The sequence below is a fragment of the Streptomyces sp. NPDC049541 genome (assembly GCF_044465725.1).
Lineage (GTDB): Bacteria > Actinomycetota > Actinomycetes > Streptomycetales > Streptomycetaceae > Streptomyces.
This window is the reverse complement of record NZ_JBITLY010000005.1, coordinates 76,735-98,251: the sequence shown is the minus strand read 5'-3', so window position 1 is coordinate 98,251 and position 21,517 is coordinate 76,735. Positions and strand designations below refer to the sequence as shown.

27 protein-coding genes are annotated in these 21,517 nt (G+C 66.9%); 6 read left to right on the top strand and 21 right to left on the bottom strand.

The window, feature by feature from the left end:
* The first annotated feature begins 116 nt into the window (after positions 1-116).
* Entirely contained in the window at positions 117-464 is a 348-nt protein-coding gene (locus tag ACIBW9_RS19785; protein WP_398956653.1) for a hypothetical protein, read from the top strand.
* 68 nt (positions 465-532) lie between these two features.
* Here the strand turns inward: ACIBW9_RS19785 and glmS are convergent, their stop codons facing one another.
* A complete protein-coding gene (gene glmS / locus ACIBW9_RS19780) occupies positions 533-2,380 on the bottom strand; it encodes a glutamine--fructose-6-phosphate transaminase (isomerizing) (protein WP_398956651.1) in 1,848 nt (615 codons plus the stop codon).
* Between the two features lie 523 nt (positions 2,381-2,903).
* On the opposite strand from glmS, the gene ACIBW9_RS19775 reads away from it, so the two are divergent.
* The 4 genes from ACIBW9_RS19775 (at position 2,904) to ACIBW9_RS19760 (ending at position 5,977) form a co-directional block, all read left to right on the top strand.
* The gene (locus tag ACIBW9_RS19775) at positions 2,904-3,191 is read left to right on the top strand and encodes a hypothetical protein (protein WP_398956649.1); all 288 of its coding nucleotides are present in this window, start codon (positions 2,904-2,906) and stop codon (positions 3,189-3,191) included.
* A 14-nt stretch (positions 3,192-3,205) separates the two neighbouring features.
* Entirely contained in the window at positions 3,206-3,865 is a 660-nt protein-coding gene (locus ACIBW9_RS19770; RefSeq protein ID WP_398956647.1) for a hypothetical protein, read from the top strand.
* 145 nt (positions 3,866-4,010) lie between these two features.
* A complete protein-coding gene (gene coaA / locus ACIBW9_RS19765; protein WP_365834914.1) occupies positions 4,011-5,000 on the top strand; it encodes a type I pantothenate kinase in 990 nt (329 codons plus the stop codon).
* Between the two features lie 29 nt (positions 5,001-5,029).
* On the top strand, positions 5,030-5,977 hold the full coding sequence (locus ACIBW9_RS19760) for a DUF389 domain-containing protein (protein WP_398956645.1): 948 nt from the start codon (positions 5,030-5,032) through the stop codon (positions 5,975-5,977).
* Here the strand turns inward: ACIBW9_RS19760 and ACIBW9_RS19755 are convergent.
* The 4 genes from ACIBW9_RS19755 to rplM form a co-directional block, all read right to left on the bottom strand.
* Positions 5,974-6,504: a hypothetical protein gene (locus ACIBW9_RS19755; RefSeq protein ID WP_398956643.1), complete on the bottom strand. Its 531-nt coding sequence runs from the start codon at positions 6,502-6,504 to the stop codon at positions 5,974-5,976. The genes ACIBW9_RS19760 and ACIBW9_RS19755 overlap by 4 nt on opposite strands.
* Before the next feature lie 116 nt (positions 6,505-6,620).
* Positions 6,621-7,979 (bottom strand): phosphoglucosamine mutase, encoded by a 1,359-nt coding sequence (gene glmM, locus ACIBW9_RS19750; protein ID WP_398956641.1) that lies wholly within the window; start codon positions 7,977-7,979, stop codon positions 6,621-6,623.
* A gap of 165 nt (positions 7,980-8,144) precedes the next feature.
* On the bottom strand, positions 8,145-8,666 hold the full coding sequence (rpsI, locus tag ACIBW9_RS19745) for a 30S ribosomal protein S9 (protein ID WP_115906438.1): 522 nt from the start codon (positions 8,664-8,666) through the stop codon (positions 8,145-8,147).
* 42 nt (positions 8,667-8,708) lie between these two features.
* Positions 8,709-9,152 (bottom strand): 50S ribosomal protein L13, encoded by a 444-nt coding sequence (gene rplM / locus ACIBW9_RS19740; RefSeq protein WP_030930458.1) that lies wholly within the window; start codon positions 9,150-9,152, stop codon positions 8,709-8,711.
* 338 nt (positions 9,153-9,490) lie between these two features.
* Between rplM and ACIBW9_RS19735 the strand changes: the two genes are divergently transcribed.
* Complete coding sequence (locus tag ACIBW9_RS19735; protein WP_398956638.1) at positions 9,491-10,390, top strand: hypothetical protein; 900 nt, start codon at positions 9,491-9,493, stop codon at positions 10,388-10,390.
* Here the strand turns inward: ACIBW9_RS19735 and truA are convergent, their stop codons facing one another.
* The 16 genes from truA to rpmD form a co-directional block, all read right to left on the bottom strand.
* Positions 10,391-11,245: a tRNA pseudouridine(38-40) synthase TruA gene (gene truA, locus ACIBW9_RS19730; RefSeq protein WP_398956636.1), complete on the bottom strand. Its 855-nt coding sequence runs from the start codon at positions 11,243-11,245 to the stop codon at positions 10,391-10,393.
* Positions 11,246-11,390: 145 nt separating this feature from the next.
* Positions 11,391-11,903 carry a 50S ribosomal protein L17 gene (gene rplQ / locus ACIBW9_RS19725; RefSeq protein ID WP_099930784.1) on the bottom strand — a complete coding sequence of 171 codons (513 nt, stop codon included), beginning with the start codon at positions 11,901-11,903 and terminating at the stop codon, positions 11,391-11,393.
* Between the two features lie 96 nt (positions 11,904-11,999).
* Entirely contained in the window at positions 12,000-13,022 is a 1,023-nt protein-coding gene (locus tag ACIBW9_RS19720; protein WP_003966937.1) for a DNA-directed RNA polymerase subunit alpha, read from the bottom strand.
* 152 nt (positions 13,023-13,174) lie between these two features.
* Positions 13,175-13,579, bottom strand: a complete 405-nt coding sequence (rpsK, locus tag ACIBW9_RS19715; protein WP_003956432.1) for a 30S ribosomal protein S11 — start codon at positions 13,577-13,579, stop codon at positions 13,175-13,177.
* 70 nt (positions 13,580-13,649) lie between these two features.
* A complete protein-coding gene (rpsM, locus tag ACIBW9_RS19710; RefSeq protein WP_009300593.1) occupies positions 13,650-14,030 on the bottom strand; it encodes a 30S ribosomal protein S13 in 381 nt (126 codons plus the stop codon).
* 196 nt (positions 14,031-14,226) lie between these two features.
* Positions 14,227-14,340 carry a 50S ribosomal protein L36 gene (gene rpmJ, locus ACIBW9_RS19705; RefSeq protein ID WP_003998809.1) on the bottom strand — a complete coding sequence of 38 codons (114 nt, stop codon included), beginning with the start codon at positions 14,338-14,340 and terminating at the stop codon, positions 14,227-14,229.
* A gap of 59 nt (positions 14,341-14,399) precedes the next feature.
* Complete coding sequence (gene infA / locus ACIBW9_RS19700) at positions 14,400-14,621, bottom strand: translation initiation factor IF-1 (RefSeq protein ID WP_003948620.1); 222 nt, start codon at positions 14,619-14,621, stop codon at positions 14,400-14,402.
* 162 nt (positions 14,622-14,783) lie between these two features.
* Positions 14,784-15,620, bottom strand: a complete 837-nt coding sequence (gene map, locus ACIBW9_RS19695) for a type I methionyl aminopeptidase (protein ID WP_398956634.1) — start codon at positions 15,618-15,620, stop codon at positions 14,784-14,786.
* Between the two features lie 145 nt (positions 15,621-15,765).
* Positions 15,766-16,014: a hypothetical protein gene (locus ACIBW9_RS19690; RefSeq protein ID WP_398956632.1), complete on the bottom strand. Its 249-nt coding sequence runs from the start codon at positions 16,012-16,014 to the stop codon at positions 15,766-15,768.
* Between the two features lie 391 nt (positions 16,015-16,405).
* A complete protein-coding gene (locus tag ACIBW9_RS19685) occupies positions 16,406-17,614 on the bottom strand; it encodes a hypothetical protein (protein ID WP_398956630.1) in 1,209 nt (402 codons plus the stop codon).
* A 508-nt stretch (positions 17,615-18,122) separates the two neighbouring features.
* Positions 18,123-18,401, bottom strand: a complete 279-nt coding sequence (locus ACIBW9_RS19680; RefSeq protein ID WP_398956628.1) for a hypothetical protein — start codon at positions 18,399-18,401, stop codon at positions 18,123-18,125.
* Positions 18,398-18,610: a hypothetical protein gene (locus ACIBW9_RS19675; RefSeq protein ID WP_398956626.1), complete on the bottom strand. Its 213-nt coding sequence runs from the start codon at positions 18,608-18,610 to the stop codon at positions 18,398-18,400. The genes ACIBW9_RS19680 and ACIBW9_RS19675 overlap by 4 nt, the downstream gene beginning before the upstream one ends.
* Positions 18,611-18,717: 107 nt before the next feature.
* Positions 18,718-19,374: an adenylate kinase gene (locus ACIBW9_RS19670; RefSeq protein WP_351462479.1), complete on the bottom strand. Its 657-nt coding sequence runs from the start codon at positions 19,372-19,374 to the stop codon at positions 18,718-18,720.
* Positions 19,374-20,687, bottom strand: a complete 1,314-nt coding sequence (gene secY, locus ACIBW9_RS19665) for a preprotein translocase subunit SecY (RefSeq protein ID WP_398956624.1) — start codon at positions 20,685-20,687, stop codon at positions 19,374-19,376. Before secY ends, ACIBW9_RS19670 begins: the two co-directional genes overlap by 1 nt.
* A 187-nt stretch (positions 20,688-20,874) precedes the next feature.
* The gene (gene rplO, locus ACIBW9_RS19660) at positions 20,875-21,330 is read right to left on the bottom strand and encodes a 50S ribosomal protein L15 (RefSeq protein ID WP_006140897.1); all 456 of its coding nucleotides are present in this window, start codon (positions 21,328-21,330) and stop codon (positions 20,875-20,877) included.
* A gap of 2 nt (positions 21,331-21,332) precedes the next feature.
* Complete coding sequence (gene rpmD / locus ACIBW9_RS19655) at positions 21,333-21,515, bottom strand: 50S ribosomal protein L30 (RefSeq protein WP_003974250.1); 183 nt, start codon at positions 21,513-21,515, stop codon at positions 21,333-21,335.
* Positions 21,516-21,517: the final 2 nt, after the last annotated feature.

Below are 21,517 nucleotides of genomic sequence, written 5' to 3'. Positions count from 1 at the left end.
ACAAGCCCTGGGAACCTCAGAGATCATCATCGCCCCCCACCCCCAGTAATCTTCCCGGTGACCGGCGATCCGTGTTGCGACGCGGAGCGCCCTGCATGTAACGGGAGGACACAGCTTTGAAGTTGAAGTCTCTGGGCACCGCGCTGACCACCGTGGCCCTCATCGGTACGGCGATAACGGGCACCGCCGGGACCGCCGCCGCGGCGTCGGCTCCGGACTGCACCAGCGCACTGGTCAACATAAAGCCCAAGGAAACCGTCAACATCCGCTCCGCGCACACGACGTCCGCCACGGCCCTCGGCACCTGGGGCAAGGGCAAGAAGGGCTCGATCTGCACCACCGACGGCAAGCCCGTCAAGGGCGGCACCTACACGGCCTGCGGCAAGAAGAGCAACGGGTGGTTCTACGGCGGCCCCTACGGCAGCGACATTTCGGGCTGGGTGCCGGCGACCTGCATCCCCTAACCGCATGACCGCATGGTGAAGGGGGCGAACGGCACTCGACCGTTCGCCCCCTTTTTCCTGAGCTCAGCTCACTCCACCGTCACCGACTTCGCCAGGTTCCGCGGCTGGTCCACCTCGTTGCCGCGGGCCGTAGCCAACTCACACGCGAACACCTGCAGCGGCACCGTGGCCACCAGCGGCTGCAGCAGGGTCGGAGTGGCCGGAATCCGGATCAGGTGGTCGGCGTAGGGCACGACCGCCTTGTCCCCCTCCTCCGCGATGACGATCGTCCGCGCCCCACGCGCCCGGATCTCCTGGATGTTGGACACGATCTTGTCGTGGAGGACGGACCGCCCCCGAGGCGAGGGCACGACGACGACCACCGGCAGATCGGGCTCGATCAAAGCGATCGGCCCGTGCTTCAACTCCCCCGCCGCAAAGCCCTCCGCATGCATGTAGGCGAGCTCCTTCAGCTTCAGAGCCCCTTCCAGCGCGACCGGATATCCCACATGCCGCCCCAGGAACAGCACCGTGTTCTTGTCGGCGAGCGACCGCGCAAGCTCCCGTACCGGTTCCATGGTCTCCAGCACCCGCTCGACCTCACCCGAGATGTGGGACAGATCGCGGATGACGGCCCCGATCTCGTCGCCCCACTTGGTGCCGCGCACCTGCCCCAGATACAGGGCAACCAGATAGCAGGCCACAAGCTGCGTCAAAAACGCCTTGGTGGACGCGACGGCCACCTCCGGCCCCGCATGCGTGTACAGCACCGCATCCGATTCGCGAGGAATGGTCGACCCGTTGGTGTTGCAGATGGCCAGCACCTTGGAGCCCTGCTCCCGCGCATGCCGCAGCGCCATCAGGGTGTCCATGGTCTCGCCGGACTGCGAGATGGCGATGACGAGAGACCGGACACCCAGAATCGGATCCCGGTACCGGAACTCACTCGCCAGCTCCACCTCACACGGAATCCGCGTCCAGTGCTCAATGGCGTACTTGGCGATGAGCCCGGCATGAAAAGCGGTACCGCACGCCACGATCACCACCTTGTCGACTTCCCGCAGCTCGGCGGCGCTGATCCGGACCTCGTCCAGCGTCAGCGAGCCCCCCGCGTCGATGCGCCCCAGCAACGTGTCGGCGACCGCCTTGGGCTGCTCGGCGATCTCCTTGAGCATGAAGTAGTCGTAGCCGCCCTTTTCCGCGGCGGAGGCGTCCCAGTCGACGTGGTACGAGCGCACGTCGGCCGGGCTGCCGTCGAACCCCGTCACCGTCACCCCGTCGCGCCGCAGCTCGACGACCTGGTCCTGGCCCAGTTCGACCGCCGACCGGGTGTGGTCGATGAACGCGGCGACATCGGACGCCAGAAACGCCTCGCCGTCCCCCACGCCCACCACGAGCGGTGAGTTCCGCCGCGCGCCCACGACCACATCCGGCTCATCGGCATGCACCGCGACCAGGGTGAACGCCCCCGCCAGCCGCCGGCACACCAGCCGCATCGCCTCCGCGAGATCCGCGCAGGCCGAGAACTCCTCGGCGAGCAGATGCGCGACCACCTCGGTGTCCGTCTCGGAGGCGAGGTCGTGTCCCCGCTCCTCCAGCTCGGCCCGCAGCAGGGCGAAGTTCTCGATGATCCCGTTGTGGACGACGGCGACCCGCCCGGCATTGTCCAGATGAGGATGCGCATTCGGATCCGTCGGCCCGCCATGCGTGGCCCACCGCGTGTGCCCGATCGCCGTCGAGCCCGTCGGCAGCGGCCGGTCCACCAGCTCCTTCTCCAGGTTCACCAGCTTCCCGGCCTTCTTGGCGGCCGCCAGCCCGCCGTCCGCCAGCACGGCGACACCCGCCGAGTCGTACCCCCGGTACTCCAGCCGCTTCAGCCCGGCCATCACGACCTCGAGCGCCGACTGCGACCCCACGTATCCCACGATTCCGCACATGGGCCGCAGCCTACGATCCGACGGCCCCCGGAACTGCCCTCCGCTTGCCCGAATTCGGAAATTTCACCGGGGTGCGAAGGCCTACGGCGATCCAGCCGAAGCGAAACTTGTGCGGTTCCGCGTGTACATGCCTATGCTGTCGCCGCGTATGCGCCGAACCTGACCATTCCGCCTTCATGCGCACCAACCAGCGACCGGGGGGAACGCCGTCGCTCACGGGGAGGGGTCGCGTCGCCATGCCGTCATACGCCTTTCCGGCCCGCATCCGCACCCCCGGCTGAACGCAGAAAGGGATGCTCCCATGCGCCCCAGACCGTGGTTCCGCCTGCCACCCTGAAGGCGCTGCGCACGTTGCGCATCGACGCAGACACGTTGGCGGGTATCGAGCGGTCGGCGCGCATCTCCGAGGAGTACCGCGTCGCCTGTGAGACCAACAGCTTCCCCGGCGCCACCGAGGTGCTCATGGCGAACGGCTCACACCGGCCCATCAGCCAGGTGGGCGTGGGGGACCCGCCTCGAGTCCATGGATCCGGCCACCGGACGGCTGCAGACGCGGCAGGTCAGCGACACCTTCAATGCCAAGCGCGGCCTGCTGGCCGGTGAGGCCGGAAAGGCCACGGACTACGAGATGTCCCTGATCGCAAGAGCCGTCGCCAATGGTCAACGCGCATGGAGTTCGGTGAAGTTCTACTATCCGACGGGCGCCGACGGCGCCATGGAGCGCAAATTGATAGATCAGCCGGATCCGTCAAAGTTGGGGAAACTTGACCCCGTAGACGGGGGCAAACTCACCTATTGCCACCACTGCTGAGGAATCCGACGAACATGGAAACCAACCGGAAATCCCTGTACCCGGACGTGACCGCTGCGGGCGGCCTCGGGCCGGCCATGCGTGAGGCGGCACAGCTGCGCGGATGCGACACCGGGGTGGCGCCATGGGCCGTCGACGTCGTCGTCATCCAAACGGCGCGGGGTTTCCTGGCGGTCGACCCTGAGACCGAGGAACGTCTTTTCCGGTTGAGTGTCCGTATCCCCGGGTTCGACTGGGAGATCGGCTCCACTGGCGACCTTGGACTGCTTGTGGAAGCGGTCGCCGCATGGCGGGACGGCACACCGTTCGACGAACTGGCGGAGGGATTCGGGTTCTTGGAGCTCGACGCATTCGTCGGGGCACTCGAACGTGGGGATCCCACCTCCTCGCAGTGGACCGAACTCCTGTCGTCCGACTTCAACCGGAACCAGTGGAACCTTTTGCGCCGCCTCCGTGCGGACGAGGTACTGCGGAACATGTTCCCGACGATCACCCACGGCGCCGTGCGCCTGCAGGTCGATCCGTTGGACGGAACAAGCCGTCAGGTTCTGGTGGCCGAGTTGGACGGGGAACGCTGTGAGGTCATGCGCGTCGGGGTGCCCGAGGCCACCTGGGTCGGGGTTCCGACCGGCGATCTGATCGCGTACCTGCGAGCTGCCTTGAACGAAGAGTGATCCCGGCAGACGGATGAGGTCGACCCCCGCCAGGTGCCCCCTGGCGGGGTTTCCTCTGATCGGAGACGACCTCACACCGCTTGATCACGGAACAAAGTGACCGACCCCACCCCCCACCCCGTTCAAACTCCGTTAACAATGGACTGTGATCTCACCGGTCTCCTCGACGCTCCGGAGCGCCCACCGGCCCAGGCCGGAGGCGACTCCCTACGTCGACCTCACCCGATCCGAGTGGAGCGCGCTGCGTGAGAAGACGCCGCTCCCCCTCACCGCCGAGGAGGTCGAGAAGCTCCGTGGCCTCGGTGACGTCATCGACCTCGACGAGGTGCGGGACATCTACCTGCCGCTGTCCCGGCTCCTCAACCTCTACGTCGGGGCCACCGACGGCCTCAGAGGCGCCCTGAACACCTTCCTCGGTGAGCAGGGCACCCAGTCCGGCACACCCTTCGTCATAGGGGTCGCCGGTTCCGTGGCCGGCGGCAAGTCGACCGTCGCCCGCCTCCTGCAGGCCCTGCTCTCCCGCTGGCCCGAGCACCCCCGCGTCGAGCGCGTCACGACCGACGGCTTCCTGCTTCCCACCAGGGAGCTCCAGGCCCGCGGCCTCATGTCGCGGAAGGGTTTCCCGGAGTCCTACGACCGCCGCGCCCTGACCCGCTTCGTCGCCGACATCAAGGCGGGCAAGGACGAGGTGACGGCCCCCGTCTACTCCCACCTCATCTACGACATCGTCCCGGACCAGCGGCTCACGGTCCGCCGCCCGGACATCCTGATCGTCGAGGGCCTGAACGTCCTGCAGCCCGCCCTCCCCGGCAAGGACGGCCGTACCCGCGTCGGTCTCGCCGACTTCTTCGACTTCAGCGTGTACATCGACGCCAGCCCCGAGGACGTCGAACGCTGGTACCTCAACCGGTTCAAGAAGCTGCGTCAGACGGCCTTCCAGGACCCGCACTCGTACTTCCGCAAGTACACCCAGGTGTCCGAGGAGGAGGCCCTCGAGTACGCCCGCACCCAGTGGCGCACCATCAACAAGCCCAACCTGGTGGAGAACATCGCCCCGACCCGCGGCCGGGCCACCCTGGTCGTCCGCAAGGGCCCGGACCACAAGGTCCAGCGTCTGCGTCTGCGCAAGCTGTGAAGCCGTGACACGGCCTGTTAAAAAGGACCATGCTGCACCTGCGTCTGATCACGCCGTCCGACAGGACCGACGACGTGGTCCGCCTGATCGAGAGGACCGTCGGCACGACGCATCTCGTCGTGCTGCCGGGCGCCGCCCGCAACCCCGTCGGCGATGTCGTGATGTGCGACGTCGCACGCGAGGCGGGTGACGAACTCATCGGCGAACTCAGGGCTTTGGAGCTCGATCGCACCGGATCCATCGCCGTGGAGAACATCGACCTGTCGCTGTCCAGGCGAGCCGACAAGGCCGAGGCGGAGGCACCCGGCGAAGGCGCGGACGCGGTGCTGTGGGAGCACCTCACCGACGCGACGCACGAGGAGTCCACGCTCTCCGTCACCTACGTCGCCTTCCTCACGCTGGCCACGATGATCGCGGCCTGCGGTGTCGTGCTCGACAACGCGATCCTGATCGTGGGCGCGATGGCGGTGGGCCCGGAGTTCGGCCCGTTGGCGGGCATCTGCACGGCCTTCGTGCAGCGCAGCCCACGCCTCGCCCTGCGCTCGCTGACCGCCCTGCTGGTCGGCTTCGCCGTCGCCATGCTGGTGACGGTCGGCTTCACCTACTTCATGGACGGCGTCGACCTGTTCACCAAGGTCCGGCTGGCAGCCGAACGCCCCAACACCAACTTCATCTACCGCCCCGACGCGTTCTCGTTCGTCGTCGCGGTACTGGCCGGAGCAGCCGGCACCCTCTCCCTCACCTCGGCGAAGTCGGGCGCCCTGGTGGGAGTGGCCATCTCGGTGACCACGGTCCCGGCCGCCGCGAACGCGGCCGTGGCCTTCGCCTACGACGAGTACCGACAGGCCTGGGGCTCCACCGAGCAGCTCCTGCTGAACCTGCTCGGCATCGTCCTCGCCGGCACGCTCACACTCCTGGCCCAGAAATGGCTCTGGGCCAGGCAGCGTGAACGCACGGCCAAGGCGGGCGGCGTCTAGGAGCGCGACTCGCAGTCCGCGGCGACGCTGTCGCCGGGGTCGGCGAACACCGCGTCGGAGCCGCCGTCACAGCTCACCGTGTCGACGGCGGGCGAGTCGCCGCTCACTCCGATCGTGTCGTTGCCGCTGCCGGTCGCCACGGTGTCGGAGCCCGTGCCGGCGTCGACGAGGGTGCGCAGCGAGACGCTCGTCCCGTCGAAGCTGTCGTTCAGGTCGCCCAGTCCGATGGAGAGCTGGGAGGTGCCGGTGACGCTGCCGCAGTCGACGCTGGTGGCGGACAACCGGGTGCACCCCGGCCCCAGCGCGATGCCCGTGGAGTCCGTGAGAATCACACGACCCGTGGTGGTACTGGCCGTGACCTGGTTGACCGCGCCTGAACGTGCGCTGAGGATCACCATGCCGAAGAGACGGAACGCGGTGGAGCCGGGGGTCTGGGCCGCGGCCGGGGTGGCGAGGGCAGGGACGGCGAGACCCGCCACCAGGGCCGGAACCGCCGCTCGTTTCAGGGTGCTGCTGATTGTCTTCATGGTGCCTTTCTCACTTCCGTCGGGGACGCCACGCGCAGGCGGCCTCGACGCCAGTGAAACAATCAGTAACCCATTCGGCACATTATGTTACGGCCTTCGGGTGACGCGGGTCGGCTCTAACCCAGCGCCGACTTCACCACATCGGCGAGCCGTCCGGCCACGGCCCGGGCCTGGTCGATGTCCGCGGCCTCGACCATCACCCGCACCAACGGCTCGGTCCCCGAGGGCCGCAGCAACACCCGCCCGGTGGACCCGAGTTCCCGCTCCGCCTCGGCCACGGCGGCCGCCAGCTCCGCGGAGGTCCTCACCCGCGCCCGGTCCACGTCCGGCACATTGATCAGCACCTGCGGCAGCCGCTCCATGACCCCCGCGAGGTCCTTGAGCGTACGGCCGGTCTCGGCGACCCGGGCCGCCAGCAGCAGCCCGGTCAGCGTGCCGTCACCGGTGGTCGCGTGATCGAGGATGATCACGTGCCCGGACTGCTCACCGCCGAGCGCGTACCCGTGCTCCTTCATCTCCTCCAGCACATACCGGTCCCCGACCGCCGTCTGGACGAGATGCAGACCCGCCCGCTCAAGCGCCAGCTTGAAGCCCAGGTTGGACATGACCGTGGCGACCACGGTGTCCTCGCGCAGTACGCCCCGCTCCCGCATCGCCAGCGCCAGCACGGCCAGGATCTGGTCGCCGTCGACCTCCGCGCCGGTGTGGTCCACGGCCAGGCACCGGTCCGCGTCCCCGTCGTGCGCGATGCCGAGCGCGGCCCCGTGCTCGACGACGGCCGCCTTCAGCAGGTCGAGGTGGGTCGAGCCGCAGCCGTCGTTGATGTTGAGCCCGTCCGGCTCGGCGCCGATCGTGATCACCTCGGCACCGGCCCGCGAGAACGCCTCCGGCGACACCCCCGCCGCGGCACCGTGTGCCTCGTCGAGGACGATCTTCAGCCCGTCGAGCCGGTTCGGGAGCACTCCGATCAGATGCGCGACGTACTGGTCGAAGCCCTCGTCGTACGACCGCACCCGCCCGACGCCCGCACCGGTCGGCCGCTCCCAGGGCTCGCCGTGCCGGTGGGACTCGTACACGGCCTCGATCTTGTCCTCGAGCTCGTCGGCGAGCTTGTGGCCGCCGCGGGCGAAGAACTTGATGCCGTTGTCGGGCATGGCGTTGTGGCTGGCGGAGAGCATGACGCCCAGGTCGGCGCCGAGCGCGCCCGTGAGATACGCCACAGCAGGAGTGGGCAGCACGCCGACGCGCAGGACGTCGACACCGGCGCTGGCGAGGCCCGCGACCACGGCGGCCTCCAGGAACTCTCCGGACGCGCGCGGGTCCCGTCCGACGACCGCCGTCGGCCGGTGGTCCTCGAAGGTGCCCGCCTCGGCCAGTACGTGCGCCGCGGCCACGGAGAGGCCGAGCGCCATCTCCGCCGTCAGGTCCGCGTTGGCGACGCCGCGCACGCCGTCCGTGCCGAAGAGTCGTCCCACTTGTCCTCCTGAGGAAACGTCAGTTGTCGCAGGCGTACCGGCAGCCCATCACACAAGCCGTTGAGGGTCTTGTGCCGTTATACGCCCCCGACGGGGATAAACGAACGCCCCGACAGCACTGAGGCGTGCCGCCGGGGCGTACGTACGAGCAGGCAGCGAAGCTGCTTAGCGCTTGCTGTACTGCGGGGCCTTGCGGGCCTTCTTCAGACCGGCCTTCTTGCGCTCGACCGCACGGTCGTCGCGGCGGAGGAAGCCGGCCTTCTTGAGCGGGCCGCGGTTGTTGTCGACGTCGGCCTCGTTCAGCGCGCGGGCGACACCGAGACGGAGCGCACCGGCCTGACCGGAGACACCGCCACCCGCGATGCGGGCGATGACGTCGTAACGGCCCTCGAGCTCGAGCACCTTGAAGGGCTCGTTGACTTCCTGCTGGTGCACCTTGTTCGGGAAGTAGTCCTCGAGGGTGCGACCGTTGATCTTCCACTTGCCGGTGCCCGGGACGATCCGGACGCGGGCGATGGCGTTCTTGCGACGGCCCAGGCCGGCGGCCGGCTGGGGCTCGCCGAAGCGGGACGCGAGGGACTCCGAGGTGTACTCGCCCTCGACGGGGACCTCGGACTCGGTGGTGTAGCTGTCGATGTCGACGAGCTCAGTCTCTTCGACCGGCTGCTCAACGGTGGTCTCGGCCACGATTCTCCTCAGATTCTCTTCAGTCTTAGGGGGTGGCCGGACTTACTGCGCGACCTGGGTGATCTCGAACGGCACCGGCTGCTGGGCAGCGTGCGGGTGCTGGTCGCCCGAGTAGACCTTCAGCTTGGAGAGCATCTGACGGCCCAGGGTGTTCTTGGGGAGCATGCCCTTGACGGCCTTCTCGACGGCCTTCTCGGGGTTGTTCGCGAGGAGGTCGTCGTAGCGGACCGAGCGCAGACCACCCGGGTAGCCGGAGTGGCGGTACGCCATCTTCTGGGTCCGCTTGTTGCCGGAGAGGTGCACCTTGTCGGCGTTGATGATGATGACGAAGTCACCGGTGTCGACGTGGGGGGCGTAGATCGGCTTGTGCTTGCCCCGCAGCAGGGACGCGGCGGTGGTGGCGAGACGGCCCAGGACGACGTCCTGAGCGTCAATGACGTGCCACTGGCGAGTGACATCGCCGGGCTTAGGGCTGTACGTACGCACTTCTCAGCCTTCTTCTTCAGGGATGGGTGCTGACACAAGGCATCCTTGAAGCGATCATGCAGCTGGGGGCGACAGAAGCCGGGCCCACTGCCCGTATGCCGCCCACTGGTAACTGCTCCAGGGAACCTACGTAAGGGCCTTCCGCCGGAGAGCGACCAAGCCAATACGCATAACAAACCGCAAGGGTACTAGCGCTGCCCCAGACGGGTCAAAACGAGGCCGCCGCCGCGCCCCGGAGAACGGGCGGAGACCGAGATGTGCACCCCTGTCGGAAAGGTTCCCGGCGGCTCCACCGGAGGCACACCGGCACCCTCCGCCCCCCGTCTAAGATGCGCCCCATGAGCTTTGGGCAGCAGGGGGGACCGCAGTCCCAGTGGGACCCCTGGAAACCGCACTCGCAGCAGCCGTGGACCAGCGGCGGTGACGGCCAGACCCCGGACTGGGCAGCGCTCGCCGAGGCCTCCGAGACGCGCAACAAGAGGCGCCGGCTGCTGTTCATCGGCGGCGGCGCGCTCGCCACGATCGCGATCGGCACCGCCGTCGCCATGGCCGTCGTCTCGGCGAACGGCAAGAACGAAGCCTCGGGCAATCCGTCCAAGCTGCCCGCCGGCGGCGCCATCCCGAGCGGCAGCGCCTCCGCGCCCTCCTTCGCCCCGACCAGCGCCCCGCCGCCGCTGGACCCGAAGGAGTTCATCGCCAGCAAGGCCAAGGACACGGCCCCGCTCAGCGTGCAGAACCTCTTCCCGCTCGCGCAGCTGACCATGGAGTCGAACGTCTACAAGCGGGGCGCCACGGCCGACACCAAGAACTGCGCCTCGGCCGCCCAGGAAAGCCTCTCGAAGATCCTCACCAGCAACGGCTGCACCCGTCTGCTGCGCGTCACCTACAGCAAGGACGGCGTCGCGGTGACCGTCGGCGTGGCGGTCTTCGACACCGAGGCGGAGGCGACCAAGGCGAGGGCCCAGTCGGACGCGGCAGCCAAGGCACGCAAGAAGTCCTTCGTCACGGCGCTGCCGGGCAACGGAGTGAAGGCCTTCTGCAACGCCGCCCGGTGCCTCACGACAGCCAACTCCGTCGGCCGCTACGCCTACTTCGCCACCGTCGGCTTCACCAACGGCAAGGACGTCACCAACCAGTCCACGTCCGTCTTCAAGACCGGCAACGACCTGCAGCTGTACACCTTCCGCCAGATCCATGCCCGCGGCGAGGCCCAGGCGTCGGCAGCGGCGAACCAGTAACTAACAGCACCCGGCCCCGGGCAGCGTCCGCTTGTTGCGCGCCTCCTTGTTGCGCGCGGCGAGCAGCTCGTCGGCCGGGTAGCCGACCTCCTCCAGGGTCAGCCCGTGCGGCCGTACGACATGCACGGCCGAGTCCCGTACGCCGGCCGCGAGCACCTTGCCCGGCCAGTCCGGCCCCCGGTGCCCGTCCCCCACGAACAGCAGCGCCCCGATCAGCGAGCGCACCATGTTGTGGCAGAAGGCGTCGGCCCGCACGGTCGCGGTGATGATCCCGTCGTCCCCGCGCACCAGGCTCAGCTGCTGCAGCGTACGAATGGTGGTCGCGCCCTCCCGCTTCTTGCAGTAGGCGGCGAAGTCGTGCTCCCCCAGCAGCCGTTCGGCGGCTTCGTTCATGGCGTCGACGTCGAGCGGCCAGTCGTGCCACAGGACGTGGTTGCGCAGCAGCGGATCGACCCCGCCAGGGTTGTCGGTGACCCGGTACGCGTACCGCCGCCAGACCGCCGAGAAACGGGCGTTGAAGCCGCTGGGCGCCTCCCTGAGGGCCCACACCCGCACATCCCGGGGCAGCCGCCCGGCAAGCCGCTTGAGCAGCTTGTCGTGGTGCGCACCCCAGACCTCCTGCGGCAGGTCCACATGGGCCACCTGCCCCCGCGCATGCACCCCGGCATCGGTCCGCCCGGCCACGGTCAGCTCGTAGGTCTCCCGAGACCGCGTGACCGTACGCAGCGCGTCCTCGATCTCCCCCTGCACGGTCCGCCGTCCCCCGGCCTGCTTGGCCCACCCGGAGAACTCGGAACCGTCGTAGGACAGGTCGAGACGGACACGAACGAACCCGGGCTGCACTTCGTCACTCACACAGAGATCCTCTCAGGAACACAAAAAGCGGGCCCGCTCCTCAAAGGAACGGGCCCACTGAGCGCCCCGTAAGGGGCGCGGGGAACTGCGCGAGCAACCACGACGAACGCCGCACCCGCCGACGAACAGCCCCCCGGCAGAACGCTTACGCGTCCTTGGACTCCTCGGCAGCAGCGTCCTCGACCTCGTCGGCCTTGGCCGTGTCGACCTTGGCGTCCTCGACCGGAGCCGCAGCCTCGGCGTCCTTGGCGGCACGCTTGGTGGCAGCCTCGGCCTCGCCGGTCGCCTGCTGCGCGACCGTCAGCGCCTCGACCAGCTCGATGACAGCCATGGGCGCGTTGTCGCCACGGCGGTTACCGATCTTGGTGATGCGGGTGTAGCCACCCGGACGGTTCTCGTAGCGCGGGCCGATCTCGGTGAAGAGCGTGTGGACGACGCTCTTGTCCGTGATGACCTGCAGCACCTGGCGGCGGTTGTGAAGGTCGCCCTTCTTCGCCTTGGTCACCAGACGCTCGGCGTACGGCCGCAGACGGCGGGCCTTGGCCTCGGTGGTGGTGATACGGCCGTGCTCGAACAGCGACTTCGCGAGGTTCGCGAGGAGCAGCTTCTCGTGCGCGGCGCTGCCGCCCAGACGGGCACCCTTGGTGGGCTTCGGCATTGTTCTTCTCCTGTGTGTCTGCCCCGGCCGTATCAGGTACCGGGGTCAGGAACCCGATGAGCGGATGCTCACCGGCATCGACCGGTCAAGTACTGATCAGTACTGCTCGGTCTCCACGAAACCCGCGTCCGCGTCGTCGTCGGCGCCGAAGGCGTCGGCGGCGGCCGTGGGGTCGAATCCGGGCGGGCTGTCCTTCAGGGCCAGGCCCATGCCGGCCAGCTTCGCCTTGACCTCGTCGATGGACTTCGCACCGAAGTTGCGGATGTCCAGGAGGTCGGCCTCGGAGCGGGCGACGAGCTCACCCACGGAGTGGATGCCCTCACGCTTGAGGCAGTTGTACGACCGAACGGTGAGCTCCAGCTCCTCGATCGGCAGCGCCAGGTCGGCGGCAAGGGCGGCGTCCGTCGGGGACGGGCCCATGTCGATGCCCTCGGCGTCGATGTTCAGCTCGCGGGCGAGACCGAACAGCTCGACCAGGGTCTTGCCGGCGGAGGCCATGGCGTCACGGGGACGCATCGCCTGCTTGGTCTCGACGTCGACGATCAGCTTGTCGAAGTCGGTGCGCTGCTCGACACGGGTCGCCTCGACCTTGTAAGTGACCTTCAGCACCGGCGAGTAGATGGAGTCGACCGGGATACGGCCGATCTCCTGGCCCACCTGCTTGTTCTGCACGGCGGAGACGTAACCGCGGCCACGCTCGACCGTGAGCTCCATCTCCAGCTTGCCCTTGCCGTTGAGCGTGGCGAGGACCAGGTCGGGGTTGTGCACCTCGACACCGGCCGGGGGCGCGATGTCGGCGGCGGTGACGAGACCCGGGCCCTGCTTGCGCAGGTACATCACGACCGGCTCGTCGTGCTCCGAGGAGACGACCAGCTGCTTGATGTTGAGGATCAGGTCGGTGACGTCCTCCTTGACGCCCGGCACGGTGGTGAACTCGTGCAGAACGCCGTCGATGCGGATGGACGTGACCGCCGCACCCGGGATCGAGGAGAGGAGCGTACGACGCAGGGAGTTGCCGAGGGTGTAGCCGAAGCCCGGCTCCAGCGGCTCGATCACGAACCGGGAGCGGAACTCGTCGACGACCTCTTCGGTCAACGAGGGACGCTGAGCGATCAGCATGTGTGGATCAGATCCTTCATTCGTGGACGCCCGCTATTTGACGCCCGACGGAACCGCCCCCGGCAAAAGGGACGGGTACTGCAAGGGTACGGGCGATACGGCGCTTTCACTGCGCCGTACCGCCCGAAACCCGAAGACCTACCAGCCGTGCGTCAGACGCGACGACGCTTGGGCGGACGGCAGCCGTTGTGCGGGGTCGGGGTGACGTCCTGGATGGAGCCGACCTCGAGACCCGTCGCCTGAAGCGAACGGATCGCGGTCTCGCGACCGGAGCCCGGGCCCTTCACGAAGACGTCGACCTTGCGCATGCCGTGCTCCTGCGCGCGGCGGGCGGCCGACTCGGCGGCCATCTGCGCGGCGAAGGGGGTGGACTTGCGCGAGCCCTTGAAGCCGACGTGGCCGGCGGAGGCCCAGGAGATCACGTTGCCCGAGGGGTCCGTGATCGAGACGATCGTGTTGTTGAACGTGCTCTTGATGTGCGCGTGGCCGTGAGCGACGTTCTTCTTTTCCTTGCGGCGCACCTTCTTGGCAGCGCCCTGACGACCCTTGGGGGGCATCTACTAACTCCTACGGGGAGGTGGTCGGTCCTACAGCGAAGACCGCTGATGAAGCGTTGTCCGCTGAGGACTACTTCTTGCCCGGCTTCTTCTTGCCGGCGATGGCGCGACGCGGACCCTTGCGGGTACGGGCGTTGGTGCTGGTGCGCTGACCGCGGACGGGCAGACCGCGACGGTGACGGAGACCCTGGTAGCAGCCGATCTCGACCTTGCGGCGGATGTCGGCCTGGATCTCGCGACGGAGGTCACCCTCGGTCTTGATGTTGTTGTCCACGTACTCGCGGATCGCGACGAGCTGCTCCTCGGAGAGGTCGCGGACGCGGGTGTTGGGGTCGACGCCGGTCGCAGCCAGCGTCTCCTTCGAGAGGGTCCGGCCGATGCCGAACACGTAGGTGAGGGCGACCTCCACGCGCTTTTCGCGCGGGATGTCAACACCGGAAACGCGTGCCATTCAATGGCTCCTGGTGATCTTCGGAGGTCTTCCACAGAACCGGTTCCCAGCCGCCGTACCAGGTACGAACTGGGTCCCCGGCCTCCGAACCGGGGGTGTCAGGCGATCGCTCGCCTGGGTTCTGCGTATGAACATATTCAGCTCGCGTCGCGCGAATCTCTGCGATATCGATGCAGAGGGATCGGTCGATCGTGCGTCAGCCCTGGCGCTGCTTGTGGCGCGGGTTCTCGCAGATGACCATGACCCGACCGTGACGGCGGATCACCCTGCACTTGTCGCAGATCTTCTTGACGCTCGGCTTGACCTTCATGGGATTGAGGTTCTCCGGGTCAGTGCCACCACCCCGCCGAAGCGGAGTGCGGGCAAGATCTACTTGTAGCGGTAGACGATCCGGCCACGCGTCAGGTCGTACGGAGAAAGCTCCACCACGACCCGGTCGTCAGGGAGGATGCGGATGTAGTGCATACGCATCTTGCCGCTGATGTGTGCCAGGACCTGGTGGCCGTTCTGGAGCTCGACCTTGAACATGGCGTTCGGCAGAGACTCGACGACAGTGCCCTCGATCTCGATGGCACCTTGCTTCTTGGCCACGCTTCGCCCTTCGAATCGACTACCTTGATCGACTCCCGCCAGCGCATGAGGACATGCGGGTACACGAGAGCCGACGAGTCAGTCTACGTCAGCGCACTCGGAAAGACGAATCGAGGAAGGATGCCCCAGCGGGGAGATCATTAAGCGCGGACCGCGTACAACCTATGCCAGCGGATCCGGCGCAGCGGTGACCCCGTACTCGGCCAGCTTCGCCTTGCCCCCGTCGGGAGCCGTCAGCACCAGCGGACCGGCCTCGGTCAGTGCCACCGAGTGCTCCCAGTGGGACGACCACGTACCGTCGAGCGTGATGACGGTCCAGTCGTCGGAGAGGACCTCGGTCTTCGGGGTCCCGAGGGACACCATCGGCTCGATCGCGAGGCAGAAGCCGGGAACCAGCTTCGGGCCCTTCCCGCGGCGCTTCTCGACGTAGTTCAGCAGATGCGGATCCATGTGCATCTCGGTGCCGATGCCGTGGCCGCCGTAGTCCTCGATGATCCCGTACTTGCCGCCGCCCGGCTTCGGCTGGCGGCGGATGTACGTCTCGATGGCCCTCGACACGTCCACCAGCCGGTTGCCCTGCTTCATCGCCGCGATGCCGGCCCACATCGACTCCTCCGTGACCCGCGAGAGCTCGATCAGCTCGGGGGCGTGGCCGGAGCCGACGAAGGCGGTGTACGCGGCGTCGCCGTGCCAGCCGTCGATGATCGCGCCGCAGTCGATGGAGATGATGTCGCCGTCCTTCAGGACGACGTCGTCGGACGGGATGCCGTGGACGACGACCTCGTTGACAGAGGTGCAGATGGTCGCCGGGAAGCCGCCGTAGCCGAGGAAGTTCGGCTTGGCGTTGTGCTCGGCGAGCACCTTGCGCGCGACCTGGTCCAGATCCTTGGTGGTGGCCCCGGGCACCGCGGCCTCGCGAGTGGCCGCGTGGATGGCGGCTACGACCAGCCCCGCCTCACGCATCTTGGCGATCTGCCCGGGGGTCTTGAGTTCCACCACGATGGATTGCGCCTCCTGGCCACTGGAATCACGGCCCTCCAGGATACGCGTACGTACTGGCCTGCATCGAACTGGGCGGGAAGCAGCACGCCGAGCGCGACGAAGCCCCGGTCGCACCGACCGGGGCTTCGACAGAGCACTGTGCTCAGGACTCGGAGAAGTACACGGAGTTGTACCAGAGGTCGTTGCCGTGCCAGTTCACGATCATTTGGTACGCCTGGCGGCCGATGATGTCGTAGGTCTTCCAGTCACAGCCGCTGTCACCACCGTCGTCGATGGTGAAGACGTCCTGGATCCGGCCGTCGACAGCGGTCTGCAATTTCCCGGTGACGCCGTAGCCGTCAGCCTTGGTGTCGCAGACCTCGAACTTGTCACCGCCGTCGTAGTACTCCATGAAACCACGGCCGGACGGAAGGTTGACGACCTGGCCGCCAGTCGCTGCTGCAGCCGGAACACTCGCAAAACCAACCACTGTGGCTGCTGCCGCGGCGGCCATTGCCACACGCCTCATCGTGGTCTTAGTCATTCGATTTCCCACCCCTTTTACTCATGGGCCTTAAACCGGCCCAACCAATCTGCAGAACCGCTTTGGGGCGGTTCCGGTGATCCAGGTTTACCCTACCGACCAAGTTTCTGAATGTCCACAGTCAATCGACTCTTGACAAGTAGGGGAACCAGAAATGCGAGCAGCAGTCAGGCGTACGGAAAATCCCAGCGCCGCTGAATCCGGACGCCGAAGGCGACAAGACCCAGAGCTCGCGATAGCCAGAGTCTCGCTCTGTACGTCAGCGATTGCTGAGGATCGGAGTCCAGCGACTGGGGTCGCGAAGGTCAGAATTCCGGAAGCCGGAAAGGGGGATAACGTCTTTTCCGTCCAGGCTGGCAAGAACGAGTTGGTTTCGGAACTCACCCTTACCGGGGTCACATTGCTCGGGATCACACCTGAAGGCGATGAGCCAATCGTCGTCAGCCCAGGCCAGCAACTGCTGACCGGGCACGAGTGCGTCGCGCTTGCCGGTCCTGACATCCAACACCTCGGAGACGATCTGGTCACCGTCGCCCGCGTACTGGCCTGTTACCAGCTTCCCGTCGGGGGAGAGGATCGCTCGCGGGGACCTCAGTGCCTCCTCCGACCTGGGGGCAGGCACCTCTTCACCGTCCACGCGGTAGAAGACCCTGCCCACCTTGGTATCCCAGGGCTCCCACAGCAGCGTGCCGTCACGGCTCCAGCCGAGGTCCTGGCGCCCGCCACCGACGACGAACCCGTGGTCGTCCTTCCTGGGCGGGCGGGCAGTGAAATCCGCCCGACCAGAGGCGGCATCGATGACATAAAACCCCGTACGGCTCGGCTTCGGCCCCGGCACCACCTTGCCGTTCAACCGGTAGGACGCGTCCTTGAAAAGCCCATCGGGATTGGCGTCATAGGTGGTTGCCACCAGACGCTTGCCATCCGGCGAGAACTGCACACCGCCAACGCCATGGTCTGTCTTTATCCACCGTTCCACCTTGCCGGTGGCGAGATCCACCAGCCCAATGCGGTTGACCGGCAGACCGCGCTCCAAGACCGCTGCAGTCTTCATCCCCGGCGCCACATCGAGCCACGCCCAGCGAGTTTCGTTATACCGGTCGGTGGTTGAGTTCAGGAGGTTCCACTTGTAGGCAAGGGCTCCATCGCCGTTCGCCCACTTCTCCACCTTCACCGTGTAGTACGCCGAAACGGCGACTTTCCCTGCGGCTATGAAATCCCTCGGCGGAGACTGGTCCGGATGAGCCACCAGGCCCACGGGAGCATTAACGGCCCCCTTCTGAGCATCACCGTCGGCCGCGATCAGTGCCACCGCGACGCCCGCCCCGACGAGCACTGCACAGATGCCGGCCACGACGAAACGGCGGACCTTCCGACGTCGCGCGCCAGACGGCGACTCGCCTTCGCTGTGGCGCATTCCCTCCGCAGCCCGCTCGGGATCCTCGCGGACCAATTGTCCGGGGTTCATGTCCGTACCTCCACAGGAAAGAAGACTGGATTGAGGATCTCGTGGCCGCCCTTGAAATTCACCGGTTCGGTCAGAGGTCGACAATGAGAAGCAGCACTTGGCCGTGAAGGAGCGACTGGGGGGTCTGGTCTGCCTGACTTAAAAGCGATCTTATACGTTTGTGATCACTTGGCAAAGGAATTTGAGGCTTTCTTGAGGTTCGCACCCCTTACCGAAGGCGAGCGGGGCGGGGGTTTCCAACGGAGTCGGGTGGCCGATCACACAGCAATCGGGACAGACATGAACAGATCTGGTCCTGCCGAGAACGCAGCACCCCTCAGCGAGTGATGTATGCCAAAGCCAAGAGGTCCGCCGCTGGTGACCGCGTCGAGCAGGGCTTGGAGTCGATCAGGGGCTGGTGGCGGCGTATGGCACGACCTGATGCGGGAGCATGCCGCCGCGGGGCGAGGCAGGTTGGTGGCCGGTTACCAGGTCGCCTTCTCCGGCAGGGCGGCCGGGTCGGTGGTGGTCACGACCGGGCTGTGCAGGGGAAGTCGGGGCCGTAGCCGGCCAGGCGGGCATCGGTGGCCCACCAGGTCTCGGTGTGCCCGTCGCGGAAGTGGCGCTCTGCCGGCGTCCACTCGCCAGGCCGGTCGGCTGTCCGCCGGACCAGGGCGTGGGAGGCGTCGATGGGGTGGTGCGGCTGGTCGGCCGGGCCCCAGCCACCACCGCCCCGCAGCCGAAGCCTGCGTCCTTCGCCTGGGTACCACGGCCGCCACCTGGTCTGCGCCGGGACCTCGCGGATCACCGCGCGACGGCGGCGATCAGTTGGGGGACGGTGACCTGGGTGACGACGGCGTCGTCCAGCACCGTGGAGTCCAAAGCCCCCCGCTGCTTGCCCTTGAGGACCCCGGTGGCCTTCACCAACTCGCGCACCGCCGCGAGCACCCGGTTGGGCCGGACCGAACACCGCAGACGGCGGCGGAAGTAGGCCGGCGGGGACGGGGCGGACGCCATGTCGTTGAGCCATGGCCCGCAGGCGGCCCGTTCCCCCTTCACCACAAAAAGCAGTCCGGCCCCACCGCTCACGCGGCGGGGCCGGACCCAAGATCTTTACGCGCCTTCTAGTCCTCGTCCCGCTTAAGCGCTTCCATAGCCCGAGCCGTGACTTCCTCCACCTTGCCGAGCGCCGAGATCGTGACCACCAGGCCCTGGGCCTTGTAGTAGTCGATGATCGGCTCAGTCTGGGTGTGGTAGACCTCCAGCCGCTTGCGGACCGTCTCCTCGGAGTCGTCGTCACGCTGGTAAAGCTCGCCGCCGCAGACGTCGCAGACGCCTTCCTTCTTCGGCGGGCTGTACGTCACGTGGAACACGTGCGCCGAGTCGTTGCGGCAGATGCGCCGACCGGCGATCCGCTTGACGACCTCTTCCTCGGGGACCTCGAGGTCGAGTACCGCGTCCAGCTTGATGCCCTCGGTCTTGAGCAGCTCGTCCAGCGCCTCGGCCTGCGAGACGTTGCGCGGGAAACCGTCGAGCAGGAAGCCGTTCTCCGCGTCGGGCTGCTCCATGCGGTCCTTGGCCATCGCGATGGTGACCTCGTCGGGCACGAGGTTGCCGGCGTCCATGTAGGACTTCGCGAGTTTCCCGAGCTCCGTCTGCTGGCTGATGTTGGCGCGGAACAGGTCACCCGTGGAGATGTGCGGAACGCGCAGCTTGTCAGCAAGGCGAGTGGCCTGCGTGCCCTTTCCTGCACCCGGCGGCCCGACGAGGACGATTCGCATCAGCGGAGGAACCCTTCGTAATTGCGCTGCTGGAGCTGGCTCTCGATTTGCTTCACCGTCTCGAGCCCCACACCCACGATGATCAGGATGCTGGTACCACCGAACGGGAAGTTCTGGTTTGCCTTGAAACCAACCAACGCCATTGTCGGGACGAGAGCGATCAGACCCAGATACAGCGAACCCGGCCAGGTGATCCGGTTGAGCACGTACGACAGGTACTCAGCGGTCGGTCGGCCAGCCCGGATGCCCGGGATGAAGCCACCATACTTCTTCATGTTGTCGGCGACTTCCTCGGGGTTGAAGGAGATCGCCACGTAGAAGAACGCGAAGAAAACGATCAGCAGGAAGTAGGTGGCCATGTAGATCGGGTGGTCACCCTTGGTCAGGTTGTTCTGGACCCACGTCTTCCAGCCGGAATTGCCGCCCGAGAACTGGGCGATCAGGCTCGGGATGTAGAGCAGCGACGAGGCGAAGATCACGGGGATGACACCCGCCTGGTTGACCTTCAGCGGGATGTACGTGGACGTACCGCCGTACGACCTGCGTCCGATCATGCGCTTCGCGTACTGCACGGGGATCCGCCGCTGGGCCTGCTCGACGAAGACCACCAGACCGACCATCACCAGGCCCACGGCGATCACGGTGCCGAACTCGATCCAGCCGTCGGCGAGCTTGCCCTGCAGCTTGATCGTCCACAGCGCGCTCGGGAAGGTCGCGGCGATCGAGATGAACATCAGGATCGACATGCCGTTGCCGATGCCGCGGTCGGTGATGAGCTCACCGAGCCACATGACGACGCCGGTACCGGCGGTCATGGTGACGACCATGGTGATGGTGGTGAAGATCGACTGGTCGGGGACGATCTGGCTGGCCACCGGGCAGCCGGAGAACAGCGCACCACTGCGGGCGGTGGCGACCAGACCCGTGCCCTGGAGGATGGCCAGCGCCACCGTCAGGTACCGGGTGTACTGCGTGATCTTCGCGGTGCCGGCCTGGCCCTCCTTCTTGAGGGCTTCGAGGCGCGGGATCACCACGGTCAGCAGCTGCAGGATGATGCTCGCGGTGATGTACGGCATGATGCCGAGCGCGAAGATCGTGATCTGCAGCAGCGCGCCGCCGCTGAACATGTTGATCAGACTGAACAGGCCGCGGTTCGAGCTGGCCACATCCATGCACGTCTGGACGTTCTTGTAGTCGACGCCCGGGATCGGGATGTGCGTACCGACCCGGTACACCACGATGATGCCGAGCGTGAAGAGCAGTTTCTTGCGCAGGTCGGGCGTCCTGAACGCCCGGGCGAACGCGGTGAGCACGGTGCCTCCTGCGACCCCCGCGCAACTGCGTCAAGGGTGACGGTCTTGAGGTTCGACGGATACAAAAAAGAACAGTGCAGGCTACCTTACCGGCGGCACGGCTCCCCTTGGAACGACCGACCGGGGATACCCCATTGTGAGGTATCCCCGGTCGGGACTGCTTACGTCATCGAGACGTCCGAAAAGCTCAGACGAGCTCGGTGACGGTGCCGCCGGCAGCGGTGATCTTCTCCTTGGCGGAGCCGGAGACGGCGTCGACCGTCACCTGCAGCGCCACGGAGACCTCGCCCTGGCCGAGGACCTTGACGAGGCTGTTCTTGCGAACGGCACCCTTGGCCACCAGGCCCTCGACCGTGACCTCGCCACCCTCGGGGTAGAGCGCGGCCAGCTTGTCGAGGTTCACGACCTGGTACTCGGTCTTGAACGGGTTCTTGAAGCCCTTCAGCTTCGGGAGGCGCATGTGGAGGGGCATCTGCCCACCCTCGAAGCGCTCCGGAACCTGGTAGCGGGCCTTGGTGCCCTTGGTACCACGACCGGCCGTCTTACCCTTCGACGCCTCACCACGACCGACACGGGTCTTGGCGGTCTTGGCGCCCGGGGCGGGACGGAGGTTGTGGATCTTGAGCGGGTTGTTCTCCGCCATGATCAGTCGACCTCCTCGACCGTCACGAGGTGGCGGACGGTGTGCACCATGCCGCGGAACTCGGGGCGGTCCTCCTTGACGACCTGCGTGTTGATGCCCTTGAGACCAAGGGAGCGCAGGGTGTCACGGTGGTTCTGCTTGCTGCCGATGTAGGACTTGACCTGCGTGATCTTGAGCTGCGCCATGA